A 26273-nucleotide genomic window follows, 5' to 3' on the forward strand; every position below is an offset into this window, starting at 1 on the left:
TAACAATCTAGATGAATTTAATAGACTGCAACTCCGCTCTAAAGACTCTTAAAAGTGGTTTACCTATAATTTTCCCAACTGACACATTACCTGCAATTGGATGCTTGCCAGAATTTTCAAATATTATTTACGAATTTAAAAAAAGAGATAGAGATAAACCATTAATTCTTATGGGATCAGAATACAAACAATTAATCGATTATGTCCACGAATCAGCAAAAGAGGATTACGAAAATATAGCTTCAAAATATTGGCCAGGAGCTCTGACTATGGTTATTCCTGCCTCAGAAAAGCAGGCTACAATCATCACAAGCAATGATCTTAGTCTTGGGTTGAGAATTCCAAATTCACATATGGCCCAATCCCTCATGAGAAAAACGGGACCATTGTTAACTTCGAGTGCAAATATTTCAGGTTTTGAAGGATCAATTACATATGAAAGTATTGCTATAGACTTCCCTTCTGTTGAAATTCTAGGCCCTGTCCCCTGGGGGAAAAGTAGTGGAAAAGCTAGTACTATTATATTCTGGAAGAAAAGTGGTAATTGGAGGCTGATTAGAGAAGGAGAAGTATTAGTTAAGGAATTGCATTAATGTTTTTGTTATTATTTTTGGTTTTATTAATTCAATTTTTAAGTTATTGGATATTTGAACCCCTTGCTTCTTTTTTAGAGTATGTACTAGAAATTAGATTATTTCCTATCATTGCTCTGTTAGGTTTGATTTTTTTATTTTCGACAAAAAATATTGAACAGAATTAAATAAATCAAAATGCCGGCTAACAGATTTGAACTGATGACCTTCGCTTTACAAAAGCGCTGCTCTACCGCTGAGCTAAGCCGGCATAATAACTATCTTACAATTAAGGTGTATCAATCTTAGTATTTTTTGGGGCTTTTTAAAATTTATTACTTTTTGATATCTTTTTCACTTTTATCATTCTTATCATTTTTTTTAAACTTTATTTCACCTGTAACAGTTCTTTTGATTGGTAAATTTGCTACTAATGCAGTCATTCTGTCCTCCGTCTCTAAACTTACTGCCACCTCTTCAAAATCAATCTCAACGTATTTTGCAACAACATCTAGTATTTCATTCCTCATCTTATCCAAAAGATCAGTTGTTAAAGAACTCATATCAACTCTGTCATGAGCAAGTACAAGTTGTAATCTTTCTCTAGCAGTGTTGGCACTAGCCGTTTCTCTGCCTAGTAACTTGTTTATAAGATCTCTGAGGGTCATCATTTTAAAAAACCTTTGTTTGCATTAATCTCATGAATTTATCTTTAAGACTTTTACCTTCATTTTTTGGATCAATAATTGGTACGTCATCTCCAGTAAGTCTCTGAGAAACATTCAAATAACATTTTTTTGCAGGAGATCTACCATCTGTTAGTGTTAGTGGCTCTCCTCTATTTGTACTTATTATTACCTGTTCATCTTCTAAAACAATTCCTAACAAAGGCAAAGAAAGTATCCCTTGGACATCATCGATAGATAGCATTTCTTGACTTGCCATCATGTTGGGGCGAACTCTGTTGATTACAAGCTGGATAGGTTCAATGTCAGAAGTATTAAGAATTCCTATTACTCTATCGGCGTCGCGTACTGCAGATAATTCCGGGTTAGTTACAACAATAGCTTCTTTACAAGCTGCAAGAGCATTTTTAAAGCCATCTTCTACACCAGCAGGACAATCTACTAAGACAAAATCAAATTTCTCACTAAGCAGTTCGCTTATTTTTTTCATATCTTCGGGCTTCATCCAATCCAACATTCTTGGATCCCCAGCAGGTAGAAGAGCAAGATTAGGTTCCTTTTTATGCCTTACCAATGCTTGGTCAAGACGACAATTCTTATCCAGAACATCTTGAGCAGTATAGATGATGCGATTTTCTAATCCTAGAAGAAGATCTAAATTTCTTAAGCCAAAATCAGCATCTAAAACAGCAGTTGTTGCTCCGCTATTAGCAAGAGCTATGCCTAAGTTTGCAGTTAAAGTGGTTTTACCAACACCTCCTTTACCTGAACAAATTAATATTGTGCGAGTATTTTTCCCCACGTTTTTAAGGATTTTACAAATAATAAAGCCACTTGCAGAAAGTTAAATATTTTAAAGATTAAGTAATTCTTAAATTTATCTAGTTTTAATTAATTTTTTCAAATAATTGATTAATTTTTAGGTTCGATTTGGTGTGGTTTGATAATTATCGTTTGTTTATCTATAACGGCAATTTCTGGATAAAGATTTTTGGGCTTTTCCTTCGGTCCAATGGCTATCACATCCGCAATGCGTAACTGTAAAGGGTTTAGATAAAGTGATGCGATAGAGGCATTTCTATTTCCATTTTTCCCAGCGAATGCGATCCCTAGTAATTTGCCCCAAACGTAAATATTTTTCTTAGCTGAAACTATTGCTCCTGCATTAACATCTCCAATAATGCATAGGTTTCCATTTGAAGATATTCTGTCACCTGATCGTACTGTTCCTTTGTAAAAAATATCGTCTTTATTTTTTAAATTGAACAAAAGTAATTTATTTTTAATTTCTTGCTCTTTCATAAAAGTTGAATTTATTTTTAAAGACTTTCCACTTAATATTGTTTCTCTGTTATTTGAGTAAATGCATAGGGAAGAAATATTAATTTTGCCAAAAAATTTCTTTAATTTTGATAATTGATGAGAACTTATTGATTCATTTGTTGAGAAAATTTTTGCTTCCAGAGGTCCCTTTATGGAAGAAAATTTTTTAAAAGTTTCATGAATATTATCAAAATCTAACAAAGAAAAAATTTCTAAAAATTTACTTTTAGTGTTATTTATAACGATTTCCATTGAATATAATTTAGGAATTATTTTTAATTAATAAAATTTCATTTGTGATTTCTTTTTTGATCATACCTGGATAAATAATAAAAGAGCTTTCCTCAGATCTCATTAAAGTTTTTATTAATGCAGAATTATTTTCTAATGAGCTTTGATAATTTCCGTCCCATATTTTTAGCGCATTGTTAGATTCAAAACCTTTAAAAGACCTTTCCTTAATCCCACAAAATATTTCCGAATTAAAACCATTCTTTTCACATAATTTTCTTGCAAATGCAAAGATTTTTAATCTATTAATTTTACTTAAAAAACTTATGTCTGATGCCTTTAATAATTCTCTGTCAATAAACATTTTGCAAAGTGTAGAAAGTGGCTCAAAAGATTCATCTTTCCATCTAATCAAGTGATAGAAAAAGGTTACATCATCATTTCTTATGAAATCATCAAAATCAACCTTCTCAGGAGAAAATATCCATTTATGTAGAGAATTATCTAACCAAATTTTCTTTTCAAAATTATTTTTTATTGTATAAACTATTTTTTCCAGAATCCATGTTGATATTTCGTTTATTCTGTGATTGTATATTGTTCTGTACATCAAGTTTCTTAGTACTAGGAAATGCTCAATAGCGATAACTCCTTTTGGTTTGATCCCGATATTTCCATCAGGTGAAAAAGTAAGAGCCGAAATGATTCTTTCTAAATCTACTAAGCCATAATTAGTACCTGTGTTGTAACTGTCGCGTAAAAGATAATCGAGACGATCACAATCTATCTCACTGCTAATCAATGTTTTTAAAGGTTTTGAAAAAAGTTGTTTTGATTGAAATAATTCTCCAATTTGGCCCGGTAATTCGTTGTCATACTTTTTGAGTATTGAATTTATTGGAGAATAATTTTTAACTAAGTTTTGAGACCATTGTTCGTGATTATGATCGAATATTTCTTCACTGGTATGGCTTAAAGGTCCATGACCTAAATCATGTAATAAAGCTGCTCCATAAAGAACAAATTTATTTTTACAAAATGAAGATTCACTTTCAATTAATCTCTGATATATTTTTCTAGCTATACAAAACACACCAATTGAGTGGGTAAATCTACTTGATTCTGCACCATGAAAAAGTAATGATGCAGATCCTAATTGTTTTATTCTTCTTAGTCTTTGAAATGCAATTGTATCAATTAATTCAATAATCATTAATTCTTCAGGCTTTCCTGCATCAAATACTATTTCTTTATGAATTGGATCATGAAAAGTTCTTTTAAAACTCATAGCTTTTAAGATTTTTTATATTCAACTCTTTGACATATCAAGTTTCTATTTCTTCATTACTTAATTCAATAGTTTGAACTGAAACTTCTTCTTTTTCTAATAGCGACTCGAGAAATAGTTCTGCATTCCTAACCCATTTATCGTCAGCATTTCCATATTCACTTGCATCTGGAAGATCAAGTAATTTATCGGGCGTCATACCTTGGCCTTGAATATTATTACCTTTGGGAGTTAAGTAACTAGCAACTGTTATAGCAATACCACTTTCCTCTCCCAAACTTTTTAAGGATTGAATTAAACCTTTCCCATAAGTTTTTTCTCCCATAAGAATTGATCTGCCATTATCTTGTAAAGAACCAGCAAGTATTTCACTTGCACTGGCAGTGCCTTTATTAACAAGAGTCACCATTGGGCCATCATAAGATGTTTCTTTTTGAGAAATTATTGCATCTTTGATTCCATTTCTATTTTTTGTCTCAACAACAGGTTTCTCACTTAATAATGAGTCGGCAACTGCTATTCCTGAACTTACTAGCCCCCCTGAATTATTTCTAAGATCCAAGATTAACCCCTCTACCTCTTTTTCTTTTAACTCTTGAAGTGCCTCTTCAACTTTTTTTGGTACGCTTTCGCTGAATTGGGTTATTCTTAAATATCCTATTGTGTGAGAATCGTCTCTTAGTCTCTTTGTTCTAACTGGCCTAAGATCTACCGATCTCCTTTCTAAATCGACTTCCCTGATTTCTCCTGATTCCGAAGATATTTCAACTAAAACTTTGGTCCCTGATTCACCTCTTAACTTAGAGGCTGTATTAGCAAGGCCTAATTCTTTGGATGGAATTCCATCCACTTTCTCTATGAAATCCCCACTGATTATTCCAGCTTCTTCAGCAGGTGATCCGCCAAGAGTTGAGATAACTTTTATTTTGTTATTATCATTATCTTCACCTAATTGGAGCCCTACACCATTTATTTCACTGCCAAAATTACTTGATTTAAGGAGCTCATAATCTTTTGGACGTAAAATTCTTGTATAGGGATCTTCTAGAGGTCTTAACATGTTTTCAATTGAAGAATAAGCCTCTTCAGTTGTTTCAATTTGTTTCTGTAATGTTTTTTGTCTAATTCTCTTCCATTGTATTTCTTCAAACTTATCTGGGTCATAAAATCCCTCATTCACCAAGGTCCAAGCGTCAAGCACTAATTGCTTGGCATCACTGAGAGCATACACTTTTTCAATCAAAAAAAGATTGGTAGAAAAAACAATGATCATTAATACAGTGATCAAAGTTTTGAATGTTAAAAGTTTGTTAAAAGATGAATTCATTGGGTTAAGTGTTAACACCAAGTATAAGAATTTTAAGTAAGCTCTTTATATCAAAGCTAAATTTTTTTTGGATGGCCGATTCTTCATCTGTTTATGACTGGTTTCAAGAAAGACTTGAAATTCAAGACATAACTGACGACGTAACTTCCAAGTACGTACCCCCTCACGTAAACATTTTTTATTGTTTAGGTGGCATAACTTTAGTATGCTTCCTAATTCAATTTGCAACAGGTTTTGCAATGACTTTTTACTATAAGCCAACAGTTACTCAAGCCTATAGTTCAGTAAGTTATTTAATGACCGATGTAAGTTTTGGATGGTTAATAAGATCTGTTCATAGATGGAGTGCATCAATGATGGTTTTGATGTTAATTCTTCATGTTTTTAGAGTTTATCTTACCGGTGGTTTCAAAAGGCCAAGAGAATTAACTTGGGTGACAGGTGTTGTAATGGCTGTCATAACAGTAGCTTTTGGAGTAACTGGATATTCTTTACCTTGGGATCAAGTGGGTTACTGGGCAGTCAAAATTGTTTCAGGTGTGCCTGCTGCCATACCAGTAATTGGAGATTTCATGGTCGAACTTCTTAGAGGTGGAGAAAGTGTTGGGCAATCAACTCTTACAAGATTTTATAGTCTTCATACTTTTGTTTTGCCATGGTCTTTAGCAGTCTTTATGTTGATGCACTTCTTAATGATTCGTAAACAAGGTATTTCAGGACCCTTATAAACTTTTATAATTAATTCATTACAAGACTTCCTTATGTCTACGTTAAAAAAACCAGATTTATCTGACCCAAAATTAAGAGCAAAACTAGCAAAAGGTATGGGCCATAATTATTATGGTGAGCCTGCTTGGCCAAATGATTTACTATATATATTCCCAGTAGTTATTTTAGGTACTATCGCCTGCGTAGTTGGACTAGCAGTTCTCGATCCTGCAATGCTAGGAGACAAGGCAAATCCATTCGCTACCCCTTTAGAAATCCTTCCAGAATGGTACTTATACCCAGTTTTTCAAATACTTAGGGTAGTTCCTAATAAGCTTTTGGGAATTGCACTTCAAACATTAATTCCACTTGGATTAATGATTTTACCCTTTATCGAAAACGTTAATAAATTTTCTAATCCATTTAGGAGACCAATAGCAATGTCTGTTTTCTTATTTGGGACTTTTCTAACAATATATCTTGGTATTGGAGCATGCTTGCCTATTGATAAATCACTAACTTTAGGATTATTTTAGGCTTAAATTTTTAACATATCTATATCGTTATACTCATTTCTTAGGAAATGATTCATTAACAAAAAACCAACAATTGTCCATGTTTGATAAGTTCTTGATTGTTGTCCAACCCAAGTACCAGTAGGACCATCAAAATATTCTGCCCATTCTTGCTTAGGCAATTGATTAAGTTGACACCAATATGATTCCTCTACTAAAGATTTCATTTCTTCCATGAGAATCACATCATCAGAACCATAATTTTTTTGATGCAATAGGACGGCTGCCCCAAAAAACCAAAGTAAACTTGGCCAATGTCCACCGTTGTGGTAACTCCAAGGCCAATTCTTTGGATCCGATCCGGTTTTATTTTGCCATTCTTCTACATCCATATGAGGATGACAAATTCTCATAGGCATTTGAGCCATCAAATGCTGTCTGTTATGTAAAACTAATCTAAATAAAGCTCTTTGTTCTTCTGGAGGCAGTACATCGAACATACATGCTAAAGAATTCCCTAAACTGTAAAATCGAAAGTCTGGCCTTCCTGTCCTAATATTTCCTATTAAGTAACCACCTCTATTCTCTAACCAATCTTGTAACCATGAGGGAACAACTTGAGGTTGAACGTTAAATTCATTGAAGTGTTGATCATCACCATACTGCTCAGTAGGCCTTCTTCTTAAAATTTGCATTGTTTGGCTGGTAACCCAATAATGTTTTAAAAGAAAACTACCTAAATCCTTAACCCATTGATTTGTAAGAATTAATCTTTGGTCTAAAAGTCTACTAACATGATCTGCTCTACTTAATTCCATTAAGTTTATACAACTTTTTAAACATCCATGAAGTAAAACTTCAACTTCTAGAGGTGCGCCCCATACATCCATAGGTCTATCAATCATAAATGCGCAATCTGGAACAAAAAGTACTGGAGTACCCTCAAATGTTGGATGTAGAACTAAATCTAGTAGAAGTTGAATTCCTCTTTGAACGCTTTGACTTTTCCCAAAGGCATGATCGCCGCTTTTGTTGACATAATACCAACATAAAATGGGCCACCATAAACTTGCATCAGCTGAAGTAATTCTGCCTATTGATCTCTGACCATAGTCTCCAATGAGCTTTCCATTCTCTTCAACGAAACTAGTTGGAAAGACGCCACGTGTTTGGTAATTAGTGCTTTGTAACTCAAGGCATACACTTAAGAACTTTTTGACAATTTCGTACCGTTTTTGGGTAATGAGGTAAATCATTACAGGAACGTTGTCTCTTAAAAATATTTCTCCATAATTTAGTTTTTTATTTTTTGTAGGGTGTTCCAGTGCAGCAACGCTTCCCACTAACTCGCCTGATATTTCAACCAAAGTCTTTTCGAAGTGTTTTTTTGCATTTGTTACAATTTTCTCTTCATCTGAACTTGGTCTTACTCTTAAATTTTTTTGACTAAATCTTTCTGCCATTTCATTTATATCCCTTTATTTAAGCCTAGTTGTTTAAATAGACTTTGAACAAATAAAAAATTAATAAAAAATTTTTGTATAAAAGGTTGCAAAATTACAGTGGGATGGTTTAGTATTTTCTTCTGGGCAAAAATATTCTTTTTGCATTATTTAGTCAATTACCTTAAATCTGATTTTTGGTAAATGAATGAATCTTTTGGAGATTTGATTCCGATCATTATTTTCAGCCAGTAGAAGGGTTTTCCCTTCGAAGTGAGTTATTCACTTGTTGTATAACTCTGCACCTAGAAAATTTAAAAACTTAGGAACTGATGCTTTTATTGCGTCAAGAATAACTAAATTTTTTTAGTTTTTTCACGATGTTCATGCAATAAAGGTGTGAGGTCCCGTCAAGTATATATAAAAAATGTCATCAATTGCTAACTTTTGGCTTTGATGCAAACGGATCTGAGATCTTGGAAAGTCACTTTAGAAATATTTTTAATGTGCACTCAATGTAATCCTTAAAATTTAAGGAGGCTGAAACTAAATACATAAACTAAAGTTTTTATTTGGATAAAGCAATTCAAATTGAGTAGATTTATCTACAAAAGGATTTGAACACAACGGAGAGTTTGATCCTGGCTCAGGATGAACGCTGGCGGCGTGCTTAACACATGCAAGTCGAACGAACCTTCGGGTTAGTGGCGGACGGGTGAGTAACGCGTGAGAATCTGCCCTCAGGAGGGGGATAACGGTTGGAAACGACCGCTAATACCCCATATGCCTAATGGTGAAATGAATTTCGCCTGAGGATGAGCTCGCGTCTGATTAGCTAGTTGGTGAGGTAATGGCTCACCAAGGCTTCGATCAGTAGCTGGTCTGAGAGGATGATCAGCCACACTGGGACTGAGACACGGCCCAGACTCCTACGGGAGGCAGCAGTGGGGAATTTTCCGCAATGGGCGAAAGCCTGACGGAGCAACGCCGCGTGAGGGACGAAGGCCTCTGGGCTGTAAACCTCTTTTCTCAAGGAAGAAGATATGACGGTACTTGAGGAATAAGCCACGGCTAATTCCGTGCCAGCAGCCGCGGTAATACGGGAGTGGCAAGCGTTATCCGGAATTATTGGGCGTAAAGCGTCCGCAGGCGGCTTTTCAAGTCTGCTGTTAAAGCGTGGAGCTTAACTCCATCATGGCAGTGGAAACTGAAAGGCTTGAGTATGGTAGGGGCAGAGGGAATTCCCGGTGTAGCGGTGAAATGCGTAGATATCGGGAAGAACACCAGTGGCGAAGGCGCTCTGCTGGGCCATTACTGACGCTCATGGACGAAAGCCAGGGGAGCGAAAGGGATTAGATACCCCTGTAGTCCTGGCCGTAAACGATGAACACTAGGTGTCGGGGGAATCGACCCCTTCGGTGTCGTAGCTAACGCGTTAAGTGTTCCGCCTGGGGAGTACGCACGCAAGTGTGAAACTCAAAGGAATTGACGGGGGCCCGCACAAGCGGTGGAGTATGTGGTTTAATTCGATGCAACGCGAAGAACCTTACCAGGGTTTGACATCCTGCGAACCTCTTAGAAATTTGAGGGTGCCTTCGGGAATGCAGTGACAGGTGGTGCATGGCTGTCGTCAGCTCGTGTCGTGAGATGTTGGGTTAAGTCCCGCAACGAGCGCAACCCACGTTTTTAGTTGCCAGCATTTAGTTGGGCACTCTAGAAAGACCGCCGGTGATAAACCGGAGGAAGGTGTGGATGACGTCAAGTCATCATGCCCCTTACACCCTGGGCTACACACGTACTACAATGCTACGGACAAAGGGCAGCAAACTCGCGAGAGCTAGCAAATCCCATAAACCGTGGCTCAGTTCAGATCGTAGGCTGCAACTCGCCTACGTGAAGTAGGAATCGCTAGTAATCGCAGGTCAGCATACTGCGGTGAATACGTTCCCGGGCCTTGTACACACCGCCCGTCACACCATGGAAGTTGGCCATGCCCGAAGTCGTTACTCCAACCCTTGTGGAGGAGGACGCCGAAGGTGGGGCTAATGACTGGGGTGAAGTCGTAACAAGGTAGCCGTACCGGAAGGTGCGGCTGGATCACCTCCTAACAGGGAGACAACAAAATGTTTAATATTATTATTTTGTCACCTTAGGTCGATCGGTATCTCACGTTCTTAATTTATTAAGAATTTCATTTCCTAAGTTTTTCTAGGTCACACCCATTATTTTTCCTGGGCCATTAGCTCAGGTGGTTAGAGCGCACCCCTGATAAGGGTGAGGTCCCTGGTTCAAGTCCAGGATGGCCCATATCTCTATGTTGGGGGTATAGCTCAGTTGGTAGAGCGCCTGCTTTGCAAGCAGGATGTCAGCGGTTCGAGTCCGCTTACCTCCACTGATTACCACCTCTTCCATAATTTATATAAAGGAAATGTTGTGTGTTGTGATCAAATTCTGAACGAATCTAGCTTCCTAGTGAAATCATTAAGATGCTGGACTCATTGAATTATTTTCATTGTTTTCAGAGAACCTTGACAACTGCATAGATTATTTTTAAAGACAATAAGCATCTTTAATGATGCAGATTTATTATTTGTGCGAAAGCATTAATAACAATTCTATTAAGCTGATGCTTCAATTTTGAAGTTATTGGTCAAGCTACAAAGGGCTCACGGAGGATACCTAGGCACACAGAGGCGATGAAGGACGTGGTTACCTGCGATAAGTCTCGGGGAGTTGGAAACACACTTTGATCCGGGAATTTCCGAATGGGGCAACCCCATGTACGGCCAACTGAATATATAGGTTGGTGCGAGCTAACCCAGCGAACTGAAACATCTTAGTAGCTGGAGGAAGAGAAAGTAAATAACGACTCCCTCAGTAGCGGCGAGCGAACGGGGAACAGCCCAAACCGATAGTCTTGACTATCGGGGTTGTGGGACAGCAATATGGATCAACAAGTCTAGAAGAAACGTTTGAATGGCGTGCCACAGAGGGTGAAAGCCCCGTAATCGAAAGACAAGTTGACCTAGCTGTATCCCGAGTAGCACGGAGCACGTGGAATTCCGTGTGAATCTGCGAGGACCACCTCGTAAGGCTAAGTACTACTGTGTGACCGATAGTGAAACAGTACCGCGAGGGAAAGGTGAAAAGAACCCCGGGAGGGGAGTGAAATAGAACATGAAACCGTGAGCTTACAAGCAATGGGAGCCCGACTAATCGGGTGACCGTGTGCCTGTTGAAGAATGAGCCGGCGACTTATAGGCACTGGCGGGTTAAACCGGAAATGGTGGAGCCACAGCGAAAGCGAGTCTTAATAGGGCGTTTGTCAGTGTTTATAGACCCGAACCCTGGTGATCTAACCATGGCCAGGATGAAGCTTGGGTGATACCAAGTGGAGGTCCGAACCGACTGAAGTTGAAAATTCAGCGGATGAGCTGTGGTTAGGGGTGAAATGCCAATCGAACCAGGAGCTAGCTGGTTCTCCCCGAAATACGTTGAGGCGTAGCGTCTAGTGCTCCAGCAGGGGGGTAAAGCAACCATTTCGGTGCGGGCTGCGAAAGCGGTACCAAATCGATATGAACTCTGAATACCCTGTGTGTAACTAGGCAGTCAGACTGTGGGGGATAAGCTCCATAGTCAAGAGGGAAACAGCCCAGACCGCCAGCTAAGGTCCCAAAATTAACGCTAAGTGATAAAGGAGGTGGGATTGCCCAGACAACCAGGAGGTTTGCCTAGAAGCAGCCATCCTCAAAGGAGTGCGTAATAGCTCACTGGTCGAGCGATCCTGCGCCGAAAATGAACGGGGCTAAGCGTTATACCGAAGCTGCGGATAAATTTATTTATGGTAGGGGAGCGTTCTATGTAGGGTGAAGCGTTAGCGTAAGCGGACGTGGACAGCATAGAAGTGAGAATGTCGGCTTGAGTAGCGAAAACATGGGTGAGAATCCCATGCCCCGAAACCCTAAGGGTTCCTCCGGCAGGCTCGTCCGCGGAGGGTTAGTCTGGACCTAAGGCGAGGCCGAAAGGCGTAGTCGATGGATAACAGGTCAATATTCCTGTACCAGATGTGTTTTGAGAAGGGGGACGGAGAAGGCTAGCCAGGCCAGATGTTGGTTACTGGTTCAAGCGTTCGAGGCTTTGAGAGATGGAGAAAACATCTTGAGCTAAGGCGTGAGTACGAGCTGCTACGGCAGCGAAGTTGGTGATGTCATGCTTCCAAGAAAAGCCCTATACTCGTTAAGACACAAATGCCAGTACCCGAAACCGACACAGGTGGGGTGGTAGAGAATACCGAGGGGCGCGAGATAACTCTCTCTAAGGAACTCGGCAAAATGGCCCCGTAACTTCGGGAGAAGGGGTGCCAGCGAGAGCTGGTCGCAGTGAAGAGGCGCAAGCGACTGTTTACCAAAAACACAGGTCTCCGCTAAGTCGCAAGACGATGTATGGGGGCTGACACCTGCCCAGTGCCGGAAGGTTAAGGAAGCTGGTTAGCTTTTAGTGAAGCTGGCGACTGAAGCCCCGGTGAACGGCGGCCGTAACTATAACGGTCCTAAGGTAGCGAAATTCCTTGTCGGGTAAGTTCCGACCCGCACGAAAGGTGTAACGATTTGCGCGCTGTCTCGGAGAGAGGCTCGGCGAAATAGAATTGTCTGTGAAGATGCGGACTACATACACCCGGACAGAAAGACCCTATGAAGCTTTACTGTAGTTTGATATTGTGCTCGGGCTCTGAATGCGCAGAATAGGTGGGAGACGTTGAAATAGTGCTTGTGGGTACTATTGAGTCATCGGTGAGATACCACTCTTTTAGAGCTAGGGTTCTAACGCTTTCCCGTTATCCGGGAAGCGGACAGTATCTGATGGGCAGTTTGACTGGGGCGGTCGCCTCCTAAAAGGTAACGGAGGCGCACAAAGGTTCCCTCAGGCTGGTTGGAAATCAGTCGTTGAGTGCAAAAGCAGAAGGGAGCTTGACTGTGAGACCTACAAGTCGAACAGGGACGAAAGTCGGTTTTAGTGATCCGACGGTTCTGCGTGGAAGGGCCGTCGCTCAACGGATAAAAGTTACTCTAGGGATAACAGGCTGATCTCCCCCAAGAGTTCACATCGACGGGGAGGTTTGGCACCTCGATGTCGGCTCATCGCAACCTGGGGCTGAAGTCGGTCCCAAGGGTTGGGCTGTTCGCCCATTAAAGCGGTACGCGAGCTGGGTTCAGAACGTCGTGAGACAGTTCGGTCCATATCCGGTGTATGCGCAGGAATATTGAGAGGATTTCTCCCTAGTACGAGAGGACCGGGAGGAACGCACCTCTGGTGTGCCAGTTATCGTGCCAACGGTAAACGCTGGGTAGCCATGTGCGGAGTGGATAACCGCTGAAAGCATCTAAGTGGGAAGCCCACCTCAAGATGAGTATTGCCATGGCTTAAGCCAGTAAGGTCACGGGAAGAACACCCGTTGATAGGCTCTACGTGGAAGCTTGGTAACAAGTGCAGCGGAGGAGTACTAATAGACCGAGGGCTTGACCAAATAAACTTAATTTGTTGTTTTTAATTTATATAATTTTCTATGCAGTTCTCAAGGTTCACACTATCCTGGTGTTCATGGCGATGTGGAACCACTCCGATCCATCTCGAACTCGGTTGTGAAACGCATCAGCGGCGAAAATATTTAGGGGGTAGCCCCTTGAGAAAATAGCTCAATGCCAGGTAAAAATATTTAAAAGGGTTTACTCTTCTTGAGTAAGCCCTTTTTTATTTTTGGCATTGAGGACACCAATGGGTACTTCTCCCAGTAATTTTTTGTCTTTCAATTAAATTTCCGCATTTACGACATTCTTTTCCAGTTCTCCTATAGACATTTGTTTGTAAACCAAAATTCCCATTCTCTCCTTCTAGGTCCCTAAAATCGCTAAATGTAGTCCCCCCAGAACCTATACTTTTTTTTAATACAGTTACGATTGATTCTTTGAGCTTGAATAACTCATTCTTCTTTATTGTTCGAGCTTCCCTAAAAGGCGCGATGCCAGCAGAGTATAAACTTTCATCAGCATAAATATTACCTATGCCTGCCACTATTGTTTGATCTAATAAAATTGCTTTTATAGATTTTGTTTTTTTTGAAATAACTTTCTTAAGGTAATTTGCATCAAAGTCTTTAGAAAATGGTTCTGGTCCTAATGAACCTAATCCTTTAATTATTTTGTTACGCGATAGGTCTTTATTAATCCACCACATTTGACCAAAACTTCTTAAGTCAATGTACCTAAGCTCATTATTATTTTTATCGAAAAATCTTATTCTTGTATGTTTACAAGGATGACTTGAGTTTGCAATAAATTTAAAATATCCTGTCATTCTTAAATGAACTACAAGAAATCCGTTATTTTGCGAATTTTCTAGAGGAAATTGAGCATTCTCATTTTGAACTTTTTTTAATTCAGCTATTAAATATTTTCCTCTTCTATCCCATTTATAAATAAGTGAGTTGCGAAGTCCTTTAATGAATTCTTTTTTGTTTGTTGGGAATGCAACAGTTGAATCCCTACAGACTTCTACTTTTTTAATAATAAAGTTATTAAGTTTTTTCTCTAAACCTCTACGAACAGTTTCTACTTCAGGTAATTCAGGCAATTATTTAAGCTTTCTCTAATTCACTTTCAGCGAAATTATTTGTATTTGCTCCACCATCAGTTCCGCTAATCCCAGCGTAATTTACTTTATCGAATCTGACTACACAGTTATATTTAATACCTGAGGTATCAACTGAAGCAACTTTACCTATTTCATTGTACCAATATGATTCTGGTCTTTTTACTCTTACGAGATCTCCTCTTGAAATTGCCATTACTATTAATTTAACTTTTTGTAGAATAACTCATCATTAATATTCTTAGACAAATTATTCACACATATTAATTAAAAGTTTTAACAAAAATCATTTATTAAATTATTTTCGAATTCTTCTTTAGCAGGCTTACTTCCCATCCATTTCTTGCCAGGTATTCTTACATCTAATTCATTTGTATTACAATTGATTGAAATAATCAGTTTTTTATTTTCTTGGTTTAGTACGTTTAAAACTTTTCTACCTTTAATTTCTTTATATGATTTACTTTGGATAATTAAAGGACCATAAATTTTTTTATCTAACTCAAGTAAGTCATTATTTTTTTTATTTTCAGTTGTTTCATGATTTTCTGAATTAATTATGTTATTTTTTCTTATTATGAGTTTTTGACCGACTTTTATTGAATCAGGATTATTGAGATTATTAATCTCTATCAGATCGATTACTTTTAAATTATATTTGTTTGATATCTCTGTCAGATTTTCACCAGTTTGAACAATATGATAATTATTTATTAAATCTGATTGTTTTGTAAGCTTTTCAGTAGATTCGGAGATAATAAGATTTTGGCCAACAAAGATATTATTTTCGTCTTTTAAGTTATTCCATTTAATAATTAAATCTTTATTTATTGAGTAGTATTTTGCAATGCCTAATATTGTATCTCCTCTTTTTACAATATGAATTTTTTTTATTTCAGTTTTTTCTTCAGTAATTGATTCTTTTCTAGCAATATTCTCAACTTTATTTTTTGCTGAAAATATCTTTTCTTCTGATTTTATCAATGAGTGATTAAAAAAATTAATAAATATGACAATTACTAAAAATGCAAATTTCATAAAACTCACTATTTACTTAAAGATAATCTTTAAATTAAAAATCGCTAGGTTTTTGAAAACAATTTATGTAATTTAAACCTGAAAAATAAACTTTAAAAATTTTCTTACTCTTTCGTATGGAGGATACCGCAGATTTGAATCAAGTAAAAAACCTTTAAAAGTAATAGATTTTTGATTTGAAAAATTTCGAAACCCTTCTTCTCCATGAAATTTACCAATACCACTTTGCCCAACGCCTCCAAACGGTAAATTTGGAATGAGGACTGGCAACATCACATCATTTATACAAATTGTTCCTGAGCTGGTTACTTTTGAAATATGATTATGAATTCTTTTATTGCCTCCAAATAAGTAGATTGCTAATGGTTTTGATGTTTGATTAATCTGTTTTAAAGCTGATTCCTTATCATTGATTCCAATTACTGGCAGTAGTGAACTGAATAGTTCTTTCTGCAAGATATCTGTTTCATTTAATTTAGATCTCAAAATTGTAGGAGATATTTTCAACTTTGTTTTACTAAAAGTCCCCCCAAATAAAATTCTTTTTTCTTTTTTATATTGTTTTAGAATTTCTACAGTTGATGTAAATTGCTTTTTCTCTAATTTTGATAAGTTTTCGGAAATAATTGGATTATCTCCATAAAAACTTACTATGCATTTCTTTAATTTTTCTATAAAAAAAGTTTCAATTTCTTTATCTACAAAGATATGATTAGGAGCCATGCAGGATTGACCAGAATTAAAAAATTTGCCCCAAACAATTCTTTTAGCAGCCACTTCTAAATTTGCATTTTTTAAAATAATTACAGGATTTGTTCCGCTTAACTCAAGAGTTAATGGAGTTAAATTTTTTGAAGCTAATTTCATTATAGATTTTCCAGTTTCAGTACTTCCTGTAAAAAATATATGGTCAAAATTTTGTTTAATTAATTTTATGGATCGTTTATAGTCACCCTCTATTGTCATTAGGACATCTTTACAGAAATATTTCGAAGTAAGCTTTTTAATAAGTTTTGAAGTCGCAGGACATTTCTCTGATGGTTTTATAACTGCAGTATTTCCCGCTGAGAAAATATTTACCAATGGCTTTAAAACATAAAGTAATGGATAATTATAAGGACCAAGAATTAAGACACACCCAAGAGGTTCATAAATAACTTTGGAGGATGATGGAAATAGATAAAAAGGTGTATCAATCTTTTTTGGTCGCATCCAAGAATTGAGTTTCTTTTTTATGAGTGAAATTTCTTCTTTCACTAAAAGGATTTCTGAAAGCCCTTCAATTTCAGATTTACCTAGATCAACAAAAAGTGATTTTATTATCTCTTTTTTATTTTCATCCAAAAGTTTAGAAACTATATTGAGTTGTTGGATCCGCCATTTTATATCATCGGTTTTACCAGTGAGAACTGTATTTTTTAATCTATTAATGTCTTCTAAATGAAATTTATCAGAAATTTTCATTTTATTCCTATGAATAGTATTAAATATATCAGAGGATAAATTGTAAATAACTAAGGTTTTTATTCACTTAAATCAAAGTGAATGATTTATGAGAAATAATCAAATTTATTAATATTGCCTTTAAAAATTCAAAAATTTCTTGGTTAGTATGTTTCTATGAGGGAAAAATTTTCAATTAGATTGATATCTATAAATGAAATACCAGAAGTCACAAACTGGGCAAGGTTAGAAGGATTTTCTCCTGGAATGGATGACGTATCAATTTATAGAAATACAGATAAACAAGGGGTATGGGTAGCTTGTCTCGACAATAATCCTATAGGTTCTATTGCGTGTATAAAATATAATTCCTCGTATGGTTTTATAGGTTTATTTATCGTTAAAAAAGAATTCCGAAATAATGGTTATGGAGTGAGATTATGGAAACATGCCCTCGAATATTTAAAAAATGTTGATTGTATTGGTCTTGAGGCTGCCCCAGATAGATTGAATGATTACGCAAAGTGGGGGTTTAGAAAATCTTCCATTACAAATCGATGGAAATTAAATGGGTCTCAAGATTTGCCATTGAGAAATTTCTATAAAGATCAATTTCATTCTTTTAAAGTTGTCCCGGGTACTAAAATTTCCTCTGAAGCGGTCTTAATTTATGATGATCAAAGAGAACCTAGTCCAAGACCACATTTTCTAAATGACTGGTTGAAAAATTCTCATGGTAATGTCAGTGCAATTGTCGATAATAATGCGATGTGCCATGGATTTGGCAGGATAAGACCTTGTGTATTGGAGGATAATGAGCAAGGCTGGAGAATCGGACCTCTTTTAGCAGATACTCCACCACTTGCTGAATTGTTAATAAGAGAGTTAGTTGGTGATTTAGATGCCCAAATCTTATTGGATTGCTCTAATCTGAATCCTTATGCAAATTATCTTTTATCAAGTTTGGGATTTGAGGAAATTTCAAAAACTTACAGAATGTATAAAGGCATTCAACCTCCCTGCCCAATGAATCAGGTATACGGACTTGCCTGCTTGGAACTGGGGTAATTCCCTTTAAAGCGATATTATGCCTTTTGTTTTTGTAATACTGAAGGAAGTTTGTTTGATTATCCATAAGCTTAACTTTCAGAAGGTTTCAAAATTTTTTCTACAATATCTGCGTTGATTATAGTGATCTCTCCATTATCAATATTGGCAACTTGAAACAAGGTCCATGAATTTGGATTTCTAGCTCCTCCAATACAGTCGATAACTTGACCGATCCAATAATTTTTATTCTTTTCATTAGTATTTTCGCAATTTTCTTTTTTAATTGCGACATAATCACCAGGCCTAACGAAAAGAAACTCAGGAGTTACTGAGCTCACAATAAATAGCTTACAGTATATATGTACTATAGTAAGTTATTAGTTTTGTTGCCGAACTTTGAGTTATTTAGCAAACTAGGGGTAATTCAAAAATAAAATGGAATCAACTGAAATTGCTATATTTTCAACATTATTGGGGTTAATTTTAGCTTTAACTGACGCTTATATAGAAAGAAATATTCCTGGATAATACTTCCAATTCATTTCTTAAATTAAATAAGATTTAAGCTGGTCTAATATGTCAGCACGGTTGGAAACTAATTTTGTAAAAACTAAATATATCAACCCTCCCATTGCTAGTCTTCCGTTAATTTTCTCTAACTGCTTAAGTTTTCTCAACAAATTACTCTCGCGACTAAACAAAATTTAGAGGGTATAGAAAATAAAAAAGTATTGATTACTTCAAAATTAAAAAAAACTTTTAAAAAATTTATAGAAATATTATTTCAAACACGAAATAGATTTAAAGCCAAGCTTTTTTCATCTCAAGATAAAGTCTCTCACTCTCAGCAGAATTAATTTTGTTGTCTGAATAGGATTGTTGCTGTTGCTGTTGCTGTTCCTGAGTTGTGTTAGTACTAGAATTTTGGACTTCGCTCATAAGATAGCTTAAATAATTGTGTTTATTCTCTCATATTTAGAGCTTTTTTTGTCAACTCAAATTCTTAAATTTTATTTAAATTTTCTATGTTTTTAATTTTCCTGTTTTGAGTGAAGTTATTTCGCTACAGTAGTTTTGGCATATAGGAATTTAACTTCCCAATATACAATTCCTAAGAAGATAACACTGGCAATAATAATTTCAGAAATGGCTAACATTTTATTTTTCAATACTAATTTAATTTTGGTATCAATTTACACATAATGCAATAGGTACTAATTACATTTAAGAATTTAAAAAATCTTATTTAATAAAATAAAGCGTCGAAATAATATAAAATTTTAAGTTAGATACATATTATTTTCGTGGGAAATTTCATAAATTCAATAATTCTTATACCTTTAATACCTTTAGTTACTTCTTTATTTATTTTTATTTTATTGGTAAGTTTTAACAGAACACTTAACAGGTTAACAAAACCAGTTACTGCACTGGTTGCATTATCTTTATTAAGTACTGCTTTTATAAGCTCATTTGACTATTTTAAGAAAATAGAAGAAGAATTAGTTTTATCTGAATTTCTCAAATTTTTTGAAGAAAAAAATTTAGTTATACATCTCAATTTATTAAACGAAAAAATTATAATTTTTTTCTCAATAATAATGATATTAATTATTGGAATATCTTTTTATAAATTGCCTAGAAAAAAAGGTTATGTCTCATTGATGATTAGCCTAGGATTAATATCTTCTTCGGTGATGCTTTCAATATTGCTAATAGATTTCTCATCACTATTCTAAACTGTAGTGAGCATTGACAAAGCTTCGTTAAGTTCTTGGACATGATTTAATTCATCTTGAGCAATTTCTTTTATTTTTTGATCATTTGGATTATCTATTAAATATTTGGAATAAGTTTCAAATGCATGTTCTTCGATTTTTATGTTGACATCATAAGCATTAGCTGGAGAGAAGAAATAATAAAAAACCATGATCCAGTAATAGAAAAGCACAAGGTGTCTCGCAAAAAATCTATCAATCCAGAACCTATCTCCTCCTCTTCTCTCCATTTCTTTAAGATGCTCAGTTTCGTTAATAGCTTGATAAAAATGTTCTTTCATTAAAATCATTGTTTTTTCATTTTTAATTCCTAGGGATTCTTTAAAATGTAGAACTGAAAGAAATGCAAAATAAGGTGATCTTGCTATTACTTCTAAAACCCAAAATCTTTGCAAAGATCTACCAGAGTATATGAAGTCTAAGAAGTTAACACTACTATTCAAAATCAAAGAATTTAATTTCTTCATAAATTTCGTTTTTCTTTAAGTATAATTACTTAGCCGCATGAGGGCAATAAAATATTTATGAAATTAAATAGAAATTAATGTTTATATTCTAAAAATTGTTACTTTCATTGAAATATTTTTTTTTCATGCATTAATTGGTATAGATAAAAATTTTAAATGACAAATACTGAAAAAATTGCAAATGCTAAAAAGAGGATTGATGAATTAGAAAGACTTATAAAGTATTGGAATGATTCAGATCATGATGAGGCAAAAATAGTAAATTTTTCAATGAATATTGAAAAAAAAGTTGCTTAGATTGTGATTATTAGGGCTGATTAACTTTTATCTACTTAAAGTGATTTAATATCTTTGAAGTTTTGAATATTTTTCAATTTATAAATAGAGCAATTAAACCTATTCTCAAAAACAGTAAGGATGAAATAATCTAAAAGAAAAATCTATATGAAAACCTTTTCAAAAAAATATTTAGTTCCGATTAAATTTATACCATGGGTTTTTTGGGTATTCATATCTTTTATGAGTATATATTTGTGTAAGATAGCTTGGGTAAGTTGAATAATTAATTAATCTAGCTTCTCCTTAGCCAACCAGGAGCACCGCCAAACCAATCCGATATATCATCTTCATTTGGGTTGAAATGATTTTCTTTATCTAGTCCATCTATCCCAAATGATTGTAAGAGGTTATCAATACCCCCATCATTTTTTGTACCATTTCTTCTGAAGCTGTTAGCTTTTTTCAGCCAAAGAGAAATGGTCGAATTATGGTGTGCAAATTTCTCCACATATATCCTTTCTTCTAATGTAATTGTTTTATCTTGAGCAATTCTTTTAATTATGCCTTGGATCTTTAGTCTATTTGCATTACTAAGAAGCATTTTTTATTAGTTCATTATTCTTTTTATAGGAAGGATTATTAAATATATCTTGTCAATGTTAATTTCAACAAATTCATCATTTTAAAAGGTTTTTAGCAAGAAAAGTTTTAAGACACTAAAAAAAAGGATAAATAAGTTATATATGATACTTTAATTCATTTATCAAACTTATTATTCCTACAAATTAGATAAAAAAAATAAATCCATTAATAAAGATACTTTGAAATTAAGATAAGTGGAAGCAATTGTTGCAAGATAGTAAAAATGTACTAATATTAGTACACATGTATTATTAAGATATGAAAGTGATTTCATCTTCTCCTTACGCCACTTTTAATTCAAAAGAGTGGAATTCTCTAATAAGCAAAAATGCAAAGTTTGAAAATACTCCAATAAAGATTAAAAAAAATTTTTATAGAACTTTTACTCCAAAAAAGATTGAAAAGGATGAACTTTTGCAAGAGAAGAATGAATTGCATCAACAAATGCAACTTCTATTCGCATAGAAAAATATATATTACAATCTTTTTATTGAATATTATTTTACGAGATCCTATTTTTTGTTAGATTAGTAGAAATACAAGAAGGATTTAATTTGGCTGTAGATCGAGAACTTTTAAAAGAAGTTACCCAAGAACTTTGGAATACCGTAAAAAAACTAAGACCTGAAATAGATCGGCAAACTCGACTTCAATTAGTTTTAAAGGCCTTATTAACTATTGGAGATTTGCCAGATCAAATGCAAGCTGCCATGGTAGTAGGTGTTTGCGCAGAAATGGATAAAAGTGATGTTGATAATGTTGAAACTAATTCACAAACTAAAGATTCTAGCGGAGTTGATACTTCGTCAGGCAGAAAAGTAGTTAGAAGAAGTTCAGCTAAGTAAACCTTAAACGATCATCCTTTAATTTTCTTTGATTCGTTTTTATTAAGTCTATTGAATAGGTAATATGAAATTACAAGTAAGAGAGGAACGAATATTGAATGTAAAGTCATCATTAATTCTGTTTGGCCCATTCCTATAAGATTTGACTCGTTTGGAAGTTGTTCTGACCAAGTGCCAACTAAATGCCAGGCTTGAGGAATTGATAAGAAAAACATATAAGAGCTATAAGTTAAGTTTATGTTCAGATAAAGATTATCATTATTGAATGTTTTTGCTTTCTTTATTCTTATTTCTTAACTAAGTATTTGTAGAGTTACAAAGAATTTGATTCATAAATTTATTTTCTTAAGAAGAGTTTTAAATTCTTTTTTACCAATAATTTTTTCCGCTGCGTAAGCACCACTTGCTGAAACAGCAGGAATTCCAATACCTGGAAATGTACTTGCACCGCAAGTAAATAAATTTTTCACTGGAGTTTTGCAGCCTGGGAAAAGACCTTTTGCTGCAGATAATGCAGGGCCGTAACTACCGCAATAAGTATTGGTGAATTTTTTATGAGTGATTGGGGTTCCTAGCATTTTTAAATCAATCCTTTCATCTATGTCAGGGATGAATTTTCGCACTGCATGAAGGAATATTGAACATCTTTCTTCTTTCAAATTTCTATATTCTAATTTATTTGGATTTAGGTTTTCCCAAATTTCCCAAGGTTCATTTGCGGGAGTATATCCATGAAGAACATGTTTTCCTTTAGGGGCCATATTTTTATCTAAAACAGATGGGATTGAAAATACAGCTATATTTCTTTCTGCGGTTATACCTTTTTCCCACTCATCAACATGTATCGCATGTATTGGCAAATTTTCAAGACCATCAGCATCAAAACCTAGATGTATATGAAGGAAAGAATCACATTTATTAGGGTTCAAAACTTTTGTATTCCATTTTTTTGAAATTTCATTTGGAATTAACTTTTTTAAATTCCAAACATCAGTATTCGTGACAACAGATTCACACCTATAACTAGAACCATTATTAAGAGTTATACCAGTGGCTAAATTTTTATTGAAGTTAATTGTCTTTACTCTCGAAGAGAGAATTAATTCTCCTCCATTTTTTTTAAATCCATTAATTAAGGCTTTTACGATAGATTCACTACCTCCTTTGGGGTATTCAAGGTATGAATTTGGTTCAAACCATTCGTTAAATAAAGTAGCCATCGCAGCTGTATTTGTATCATGCATTGACATACCACTTATCAAAAAGCTCAATAAATCAACCCAATTTCTGAGAAAAGGATCCTCTAGATGATTATTTACTAAATTCCCAAAGCCTTTATTAATTTTTGGTATTTGCTTGATATTAGGTAAAAATTTTGAGGTTAAATTTATTAGATCTAAGAAATTTATTGATTCGGGAGAAAATGAGAGTAAAGGTATTTCATTTATTATTTGGCTGAGAGGTTTTATTCCGGAAATAAATGATTCCCATTCTGTAACAGATTTCTCACCTCTTAAAGTTTTAATTGTTTGTTTAAAAGGTTCTTCCCCCACATCAAGATTAAAATTGCCTTCTGGGACAATTACTTGCCAACCTTTGTATTGAAATAGTTCAACTTCTTCATCAAGTAATTTAAGAATTTGCCCTAAAGGATTAGTTGTCGGCCATTTACTTATTCCACTCCACAATGAAGGACCTGATTCGAAAGTGTAACCTTTTCTTTTGAAACTGTGAGCAACACCTCCCGGTTGGTTATGTGCTTCACATATAAGTACCTTTTTACCTGATAAAGCGAGAATCGAACCACAACATAACCCCCCTATTCCACTACCAACTATTACAACATCATACATATCCATTAAATATTTACTTTACTCTTCTAGAAAACTAATTTGTTTTAGACAAATGTATTAGTTGAAGTTGTAATACTTAGTACAACAGCTAGGAAGAATATGTAAGGAACTGCTTTAAGAGGTATGTATCCTTGACTTTTAGAAATAAAATCCATTGATTTAGTTACTTTATGTAAACATAATAACGAGATCTTGTTCCTTATGTGTGCCAAAAAATTATTTTTTTGGAAATATATTGAAACAAAGAAATCTTTTTGGGAGATTTTCTAACTAAGAACATTTTTTGTGAAGTTATCTTAGTATTTGTTTCTTAGATTAAAATCTATTATGAAAAACTTTCCTGATATTAATGAGATAAAGCTATTAGAAAAAAATTCTCAAAAAAATGGTAGCGGAATTGTACATGAGGAATTGTTAGGAATATGGAAGTTCAAGTATGTATGGGGAAAGGAGTCAGATGAAATCAAAAATATACCCAGTTCAATTCTCCAAGTATTGTCGGCAAGACTCGAATTAAAAAGTATAAATAAAGAGGATCAAATTAATTATGAAATAAAAAATTCAATTAATTTCGGATTATTAAATATTACTTTTACAGGCAGGGCAGAATTAAAAGGGCTCAGACCTCTATTGGCTTTCTATTTTGAAGAATTGAAAATTTGTATTAGTAGCCTTCCAATATTTAATAAGGAACTAAAAAAACCAGAAGATAAAAAGATGCCTTTTTTCTCACTTGTAGGAATTAGCACTAAAGGTAATTGGTTATGTGCACGAGGCAGGGGCGGAGGGCTTGCAATATGGGTTAAGTCTTAATTTAGTGGTATTCTCCTGGATGATCTACCTTTCTTACGGTAACTTTATCAACTTTTTGTCCATTAAATCTTAAGAGATCATCTCCTGAAAAGTCATAACCTAAGCGTTGACCTATTAGGGCTACATCATCTGCTGTAGAGGATGTAGTAACCTGCTTTTTTAAGTCTTCATCAGATTGCATCTTAATTAAAAATTTTCTTATTTCAGAAAAACTCATTACTAGAACTTGATTAATTGATGTTAAAAAAATTTATAAAATCTTTTTCTTAGTAAGAACAAGATAAATAGATAATCATTATACTATTTTTATGACTTACCTATTCCTCTACATAGTTGGCATAATTTTAATATGGTGGACATATCGTGTTGGTTGGCTCGAGGCGCTCAAAACAGTAGTTAAAGTTATAGTTCCCTCAGCGCTTATTATTTTATTTAACATTAAAGCCGGAAGATTACTTTTTAAAAGTCCTTTAGTCGGTTTATTAAGCGCTTTGCCTACTTCTATTTTTATTTATAGAGGTTCATTGCCTTTAGTTGGTTATATAAATAACTGGATTGAAAATAAAATAAATAATTATGATGATTCGGAAGTTATAGATACTGATTCCGTGCCTTTAGATGATTAATTTAATTTAATCAAATCCAAGAAATAATTCTTTGTGTACAACAAGAACATCAAATAGAGTTGTCCCATGAATAGGACTTAAAGGAATCTTGTCTATATTCAATGCTTCTGCGCAAATTAAATGAGCATCCCATTTTGTATCGTGATCACTTATTTCAATTGACCACTCAATTACTTTTTTGAAATGATCTGGCATCTCCGAACCAATTTTTCTGCAAATTTGACATAGAACTGACAAAAGAGGAGGTTTTGATGGCCTTTTTAAATCTTTAATAAGACTAGGTTGTGTAAAAACACTTGTATAGCGGATGTAGTCTATTAATTCATATTCTTCTTTAGTAAGAGCTGCTTTATCTAATGCTCTTTCAAATTCGTCTACGGGGGTTATGGGCCTATCCAAGATATTAGTTGTTGCTGTTTTCTGAATCTATTTTTTCTTGATTAATTTCATTTTTTTGATTGCTTTCTATAGATTTAGGAGATTCATCTTTATCTTCTTCGTTTATAACTTGATCGATTTCATTTTGAAATTCATTCGACGCTTTTTTTAGACTTTTCAAAGTTTTACCAAGCTGTTTTCCTAATTCTGGAAGCTTTTTTGGACCAAAAATTAAAAGAGCTAAGATAAGAATTACAGTAACTTCAGGCAAACCTACACCAAAAATATTCATAGCTGATAACTATTTAACTAATTAGGAAATAT

29 protein-coding genes, 3 tRNA genes and 3 rRNA genes are annotated in these 26273 nt (G+C 34.6%); 15 read left to right on the forward strand and 20 right to left on the reverse strand.

Annotation, left to right across the window (positions count from 1 at the left end; genetic code table 11):
- Window positions 1-11: 11 nt before the first annotated feature.
- Window positions 12-593 carry an L-threonylcarbamoyladenylate synthase gene (locus HA149_RS01690; protein WP_209112449.1) on the forward strand — a complete coding sequence of 194 codons (582 nt, stop codon included), beginning with the start codon at window positions 12-14 and terminating at the stop codon, window positions 591-593.
- A gap of 178 nt (window positions 594-771) precedes the next feature.
- Here HA149_RS01690 and HA149_RS01695 read toward each other — a convergent pair.
- The 6 genes from HA149_RS01695 to ctpZ all read right to left on the reverse strand — a co-directional run bounded on the left by HA149_RS01695 (window position 772) and on the right by ctpZ (window position 5427).
- Window positions 772-843, reverse strand: a tRNA-Thr gene (locus HA149_RS01695).
- Between the two features lie 64 nt (window positions 844-907).
- The gene (gene minE, locus HA149_RS01700) at window positions 908-1243 is read right to left on the reverse strand and encodes a cell division topological specificity factor MinE (protein WP_209112451.1); all 336 of its coding nucleotides are present in this window, start codon (window positions 1241-1243) and stop codon (window positions 908-910) included.
- A 1-nt stretch (window position 1244) separates the two neighbouring features.
- Complete coding sequence (gene minD / locus HA149_RS01705; RefSeq protein WP_209112453.1) at window positions 1245-2060, reverse strand: septum site-determining protein MinD; 816 nt, start codon at window positions 2058-2060, stop codon at window positions 1245-1247.
- Between the two features lie 110 nt (window positions 2061-2170).
- Window positions 2171-2833 (reverse strand): septum site-determining protein MinC, encoded by a 663-nt coding sequence (locus HA149_RS01710; RefSeq protein ID WP_209112455.1) that lies wholly within the window; start codon window positions 2831-2833, stop codon window positions 2171-2173.
- 10 nt (window positions 2834-2843) lie between these two features.
- Window positions 2844-4100: an HD domain-containing protein gene (locus tag HA149_RS01715; protein ID WP_209112457.1), complete on the reverse strand. Its 1257-nt coding sequence runs from the start codon at window positions 4098-4100 to the stop codon at window positions 2844-2846.
- Between the two features lie 37 nt (window positions 4101-4137).
- Window positions 4138-5427 carry a carboxyl-terminal processing protease CtpZ gene (gene ctpZ, locus HA149_RS01720; RefSeq protein WP_209112459.1) on the reverse strand — a complete coding sequence of 430 codons (1290 nt, stop codon included), beginning with the start codon at window positions 5425-5427 and terminating at the stop codon, window positions 4138-4140.
- 71 nt (window positions 5428-5498) lie between these two features.
- Between ctpZ and petB the strand changes: the two genes are divergently transcribed.
- Window positions 5499-6155 carry a cytochrome b6 gene (gene petB, locus HA149_RS01725; protein ID WP_209112461.1) on the forward strand — a complete coding sequence of 219 codons (657 nt, stop codon included), beginning with the start codon at window positions 5499-5501 and terminating at the stop codon, window positions 6153-6155.
- Between the two features lie 33 nt (window positions 6156-6188).
- Complete coding sequence (gene petD / locus HA149_RS01730; protein WP_002808353.1) at window positions 6189-6671, forward strand: cytochrome b6-f complex subunit IV; 483 nt, start codon at window positions 6189-6191, stop codon at window positions 6669-6671.
- Between the two features lie 2 nt (window positions 6672-6673).
- On the opposite strand, the gene HA149_RS01735 is transcribed toward petD, so the two are convergent.
- On the reverse strand, window positions 6674-8113 hold the full coding sequence (locus tag HA149_RS01735) for a glycoside hydrolase 100 family protein (protein WP_209112463.1): 1440 nt from the start codon (window positions 8111-8113) through the stop codon (window positions 6674-6676).
- Between the two features lie 602 nt (window positions 8114-8715).
- On the opposite strand from HA149_RS01735, the gene HA149_RS01740 reads away from it, so the two are divergent.
- The 5 genes from HA149_RS01740 to rrf all read left to right on the forward strand — a co-directional run bounded on the left by HA149_RS01740 (window position 8716) and on the right by rrf (window position 13797).
- Window positions 8716-10200, forward strand: a 16S ribosomal RNA gene (locus tag HA149_RS01740).
- A gap of 125 nt (window positions 10201-10325) precedes the next feature.
- Window positions 10326-10399 (forward strand) — tRNA-Ile (locus HA149_RS01745).
- Window positions 10400-10411: 12 nt separating this feature from the next.
- Window positions 10412-10484, forward strand: a tRNA-Ala gene (locus tag HA149_RS01750).
- Window positions 10485-10740: 256 nt separating this feature from the next.
- Window positions 10741-13616, forward strand: a 23S ribosomal RNA gene (locus HA149_RS01755).
- A 64-nt stretch (window positions 13617-13680) separates the two neighbouring features.
- A 5S ribosomal RNA gene (gene rrf, locus HA149_RS01760) occupies window positions 13681-13797 on the forward strand.
- Together the 16S, 23S and 5S rRNA genes with 2 tRNA genes alongside form the textbook arrangement of a ribosomal RNA operon.
- A 43-nt stretch (window positions 13798-13840) precedes the next feature.
- Here the strand turns inward: rrf and HA149_RS01765 are convergent.
- From HA149_RS01765 to HA149_RS01780, 4 genes are all read right to left on the reverse strand, one after another.
- Window positions 13841-14719 (reverse strand): DNA-formamidopyrimidine glycosylase, encoded by an 879-nt coding sequence (locus tag HA149_RS01765; protein WP_209112465.1) that lies wholly within the window; start codon window positions 14717-14719, stop codon window positions 13841-13843.
- A 4-nt stretch (window positions 14720-14723) separates the two neighbouring features.
- Entirely contained in the window at window positions 14724-14933 is a 210-nt protein-coding gene (locus tag HA149_RS01770; RefSeq protein ID WP_011817817.1) for a photosystem I reaction center subunit IV, read from the reverse strand.
- Between the two features lie 80 nt (window positions 14934-15013).
- On the reverse strand, window positions 15014-15775 hold the full coding sequence (locus HA149_RS01775; protein WP_209112467.1) for a muramidase family protein: 762 nt from the start codon (window positions 15773-15775) through the stop codon (window positions 15014-15016).
- Window positions 15776-15847: 72 nt separating this feature from the next.
- On the reverse strand, window positions 15848-17239 hold the full coding sequence (locus tag HA149_RS01780; protein WP_209112470.1) for an aldehyde dehydrogenase family protein: 1392 nt from the start codon (window positions 17237-17239) through the stop codon (window positions 15848-15850).
- A gap of 156 nt (window positions 17240-17395) precedes the next feature.
- Here HA149_RS01780 and HA149_RS01785 point away from each other — a divergent pair, with 156 nt between their 5' ends.
- On the forward strand, window positions 17396-18286 hold the full coding sequence (locus tag HA149_RS01785; protein ID WP_209112472.1) for a GNAT family N-acetyltransferase: 891 nt from the start codon (window positions 17396-17398) through the stop codon (window positions 18284-18286).
- Window positions 18287-18357: 71 nt separating this feature from the next.
- On the opposite strand, the gene HA149_RS01790 is transcribed toward HA149_RS01785, so the two are convergent.
- Window positions 18358-18606, reverse strand: coding sequence for a DUF3104 domain-containing protein (locus HA149_RS01790; RefSeq protein ID WP_209112474.1), 249 nt, complete (start codon window positions 18604-18606; stop codon window positions 18358-18360).
- A gap of 463 nt (window positions 18607-19069) precedes the next feature.
- On the reverse strand, window positions 19070-19207 hold the full coding sequence (locus tag HA149_RS01795; RefSeq protein WP_209112476.1) for a hypothetical protein: 138 nt from the start codon (window positions 19205-19207) through the stop codon (window positions 19070-19072).
- Between the two features lie 365 nt (window positions 19208-19572).
- Between HA149_RS01795 and HA149_RS01800 the strand changes: the two genes are divergently transcribed.
- Window positions 19573-20007 (forward strand): NADH-quinone oxidoreductase, encoded by a 435-nt coding sequence (locus HA149_RS01800; RefSeq protein WP_209112478.1) that lies wholly within the window; start codon window positions 19573-19575, stop codon window positions 20005-20007.
- Here HA149_RS01800 and HA149_RS01805 read toward each other — a convergent pair.
- Window positions 20004-20513 (reverse strand): alternative oxidase, encoded by a 510-nt coding sequence (locus tag HA149_RS01805; protein ID WP_209112480.1) that lies wholly within the window; start codon window positions 20511-20513, stop codon window positions 20004-20006. The genes HA149_RS01800 and HA149_RS01805 overlap by 4 nt on opposite strands.
- A gap of 156 nt (window positions 20514-20669) precedes the next feature.
- Here HA149_RS01805 and HA149_RS01810 point away from each other — a divergent pair, with 156 nt between their 5' ends.
- Window positions 20670-20810 (forward strand): hypothetical protein, encoded by a 141-nt coding sequence (locus HA149_RS01810; protein ID WP_209112482.1) that lies wholly within the window; start codon window positions 20670-20672, stop codon window positions 20808-20810.
- 274 nt (window positions 20811-21084) lie between these two features.
- On the opposite strand, the gene HA149_RS01815 is transcribed toward HA149_RS01810, so the two are convergent.
- The gene (locus HA149_RS01815) at window positions 21085-21393 is read right to left on the reverse strand and encodes a hypothetical protein (RefSeq protein WP_209112484.1); all 309 of its coding nucleotides are present in this window, start codon (window positions 21391-21393) and stop codon (window positions 21085-21087) included.
- Between the two features lie 299 nt (window positions 21394-21692).
- On the opposite strand from HA149_RS01815, the gene HA149_RS01820 reads away from it, so the two are divergent.
- Both HA149_RS01820 and HA149_RS01825 read left to right on the forward strand, forming a co-directional pair.
- Window positions 21693-21899 (forward strand): hypothetical protein, encoded by a 207-nt coding sequence (locus HA149_RS01820; protein ID WP_209112486.1) that lies wholly within the window; start codon window positions 21693-21695, stop codon window positions 21897-21899.
- An 89-nt stretch (window positions 21900-21988) separates the two neighbouring features.
- Window positions 21989-22279 carry a TIGR03894 family protein gene (locus HA149_RS01825; protein ID WP_209112488.1) on the forward strand — a complete coding sequence of 97 codons (291 nt, stop codon included), beginning with the start codon at window positions 21989-21991 and terminating at the stop codon, window positions 22277-22279.
- Between the two features lie 11 nt (window positions 22280-22290).
- Here the strand turns inward: HA149_RS01825 and HA149_RS01830 are convergent, their stop codons facing one another.
- Together HA149_RS01830 and HA149_RS01835 are read right to left on the reverse strand one after the other, a co-directional pair.
- Window positions 22291-22494: a hypothetical protein gene (locus HA149_RS01830; protein ID WP_025922916.1), complete on the reverse strand. Its 204-nt coding sequence runs from the start codon at window positions 22492-22494 to the stop codon at window positions 22291-22293.
- A gap of 114 nt (window positions 22495-22608) precedes the next feature.
- Entirely contained in the window at window positions 22609-24138 is a 1530-nt protein-coding gene (locus tag HA149_RS01835) for a phytoene desaturase family protein (RefSeq protein ID WP_209112490.1), read from the reverse strand.
- Between the two features lie 321 nt (window positions 24139-24459).
- Here HA149_RS01835 and HA149_RS01840 point away from each other — a divergent pair, with 321 nt between their 5' ends.
- Complete coding sequence (locus tag HA149_RS01840) at window positions 24460-24945, forward strand: hypothetical protein (RefSeq protein WP_209112492.1); 486 nt, start codon at window positions 24460-24462, stop codon at window positions 24943-24945.
- Between the two features lies 1 nt (window position 24946).
- On the opposite strand, the gene HA149_RS01845 is transcribed toward HA149_RS01840, so the two are convergent.
- Window positions 24947-25162: a Nif11-like leader peptide family natural product precursor gene (locus HA149_RS01845; RefSeq protein ID WP_025957575.1), complete on the reverse strand. Its 216-nt coding sequence runs from the start codon at window positions 25160-25162 to the stop codon at window positions 24947-24949.
- A gap of 91 nt (window positions 25163-25253) precedes the next feature.
- On the opposite strand from HA149_RS01845, the gene HA149_RS01850 reads away from it, so the two are divergent.
- Entirely contained in the window at window positions 25254-25571 is a 318-nt protein-coding gene (locus HA149_RS01850) for a hypothetical protein (protein ID WP_209112494.1), read from the forward strand.
- A gap of 6 nt (window positions 25572-25577) precedes the next feature.
- Here HA149_RS01850 and HA149_RS01855 read toward each other — a convergent pair whose 3' ends face one another.
- Together HA149_RS01855 and HA149_RS01860 are read right to left on the reverse strand one after the other, a co-directional pair.
- On the reverse strand, window positions 25578-25970 hold the full coding sequence (locus HA149_RS01855) for a hypothetical protein (RefSeq protein ID WP_209112496.1): 393 nt from the start codon (window positions 25968-25970) through the stop codon (window positions 25578-25580).
- A gap of 4 nt (window positions 25971-25974) precedes the next feature.
- Entirely contained in the window at window positions 25975-26241 is a 267-nt protein-coding gene (locus tag HA149_RS01860; RefSeq protein ID WP_209112498.1) for a TatA/E family twin arginine-targeting protein translocase, read from the reverse strand.
- Between the last annotated feature and the right edge of the window lie 32 nt (window positions 26242-26273).

This window comes from Prochlorococcus marinus XMU1406 (assembly GCF_017696055.1).
GTDB lineage: Bacteria > Cyanobacteriota > Cyanobacteriia > PCC-6307 > Cyanobiaceae > Prochlorococcus_A > Prochlorococcus_A marinus_W.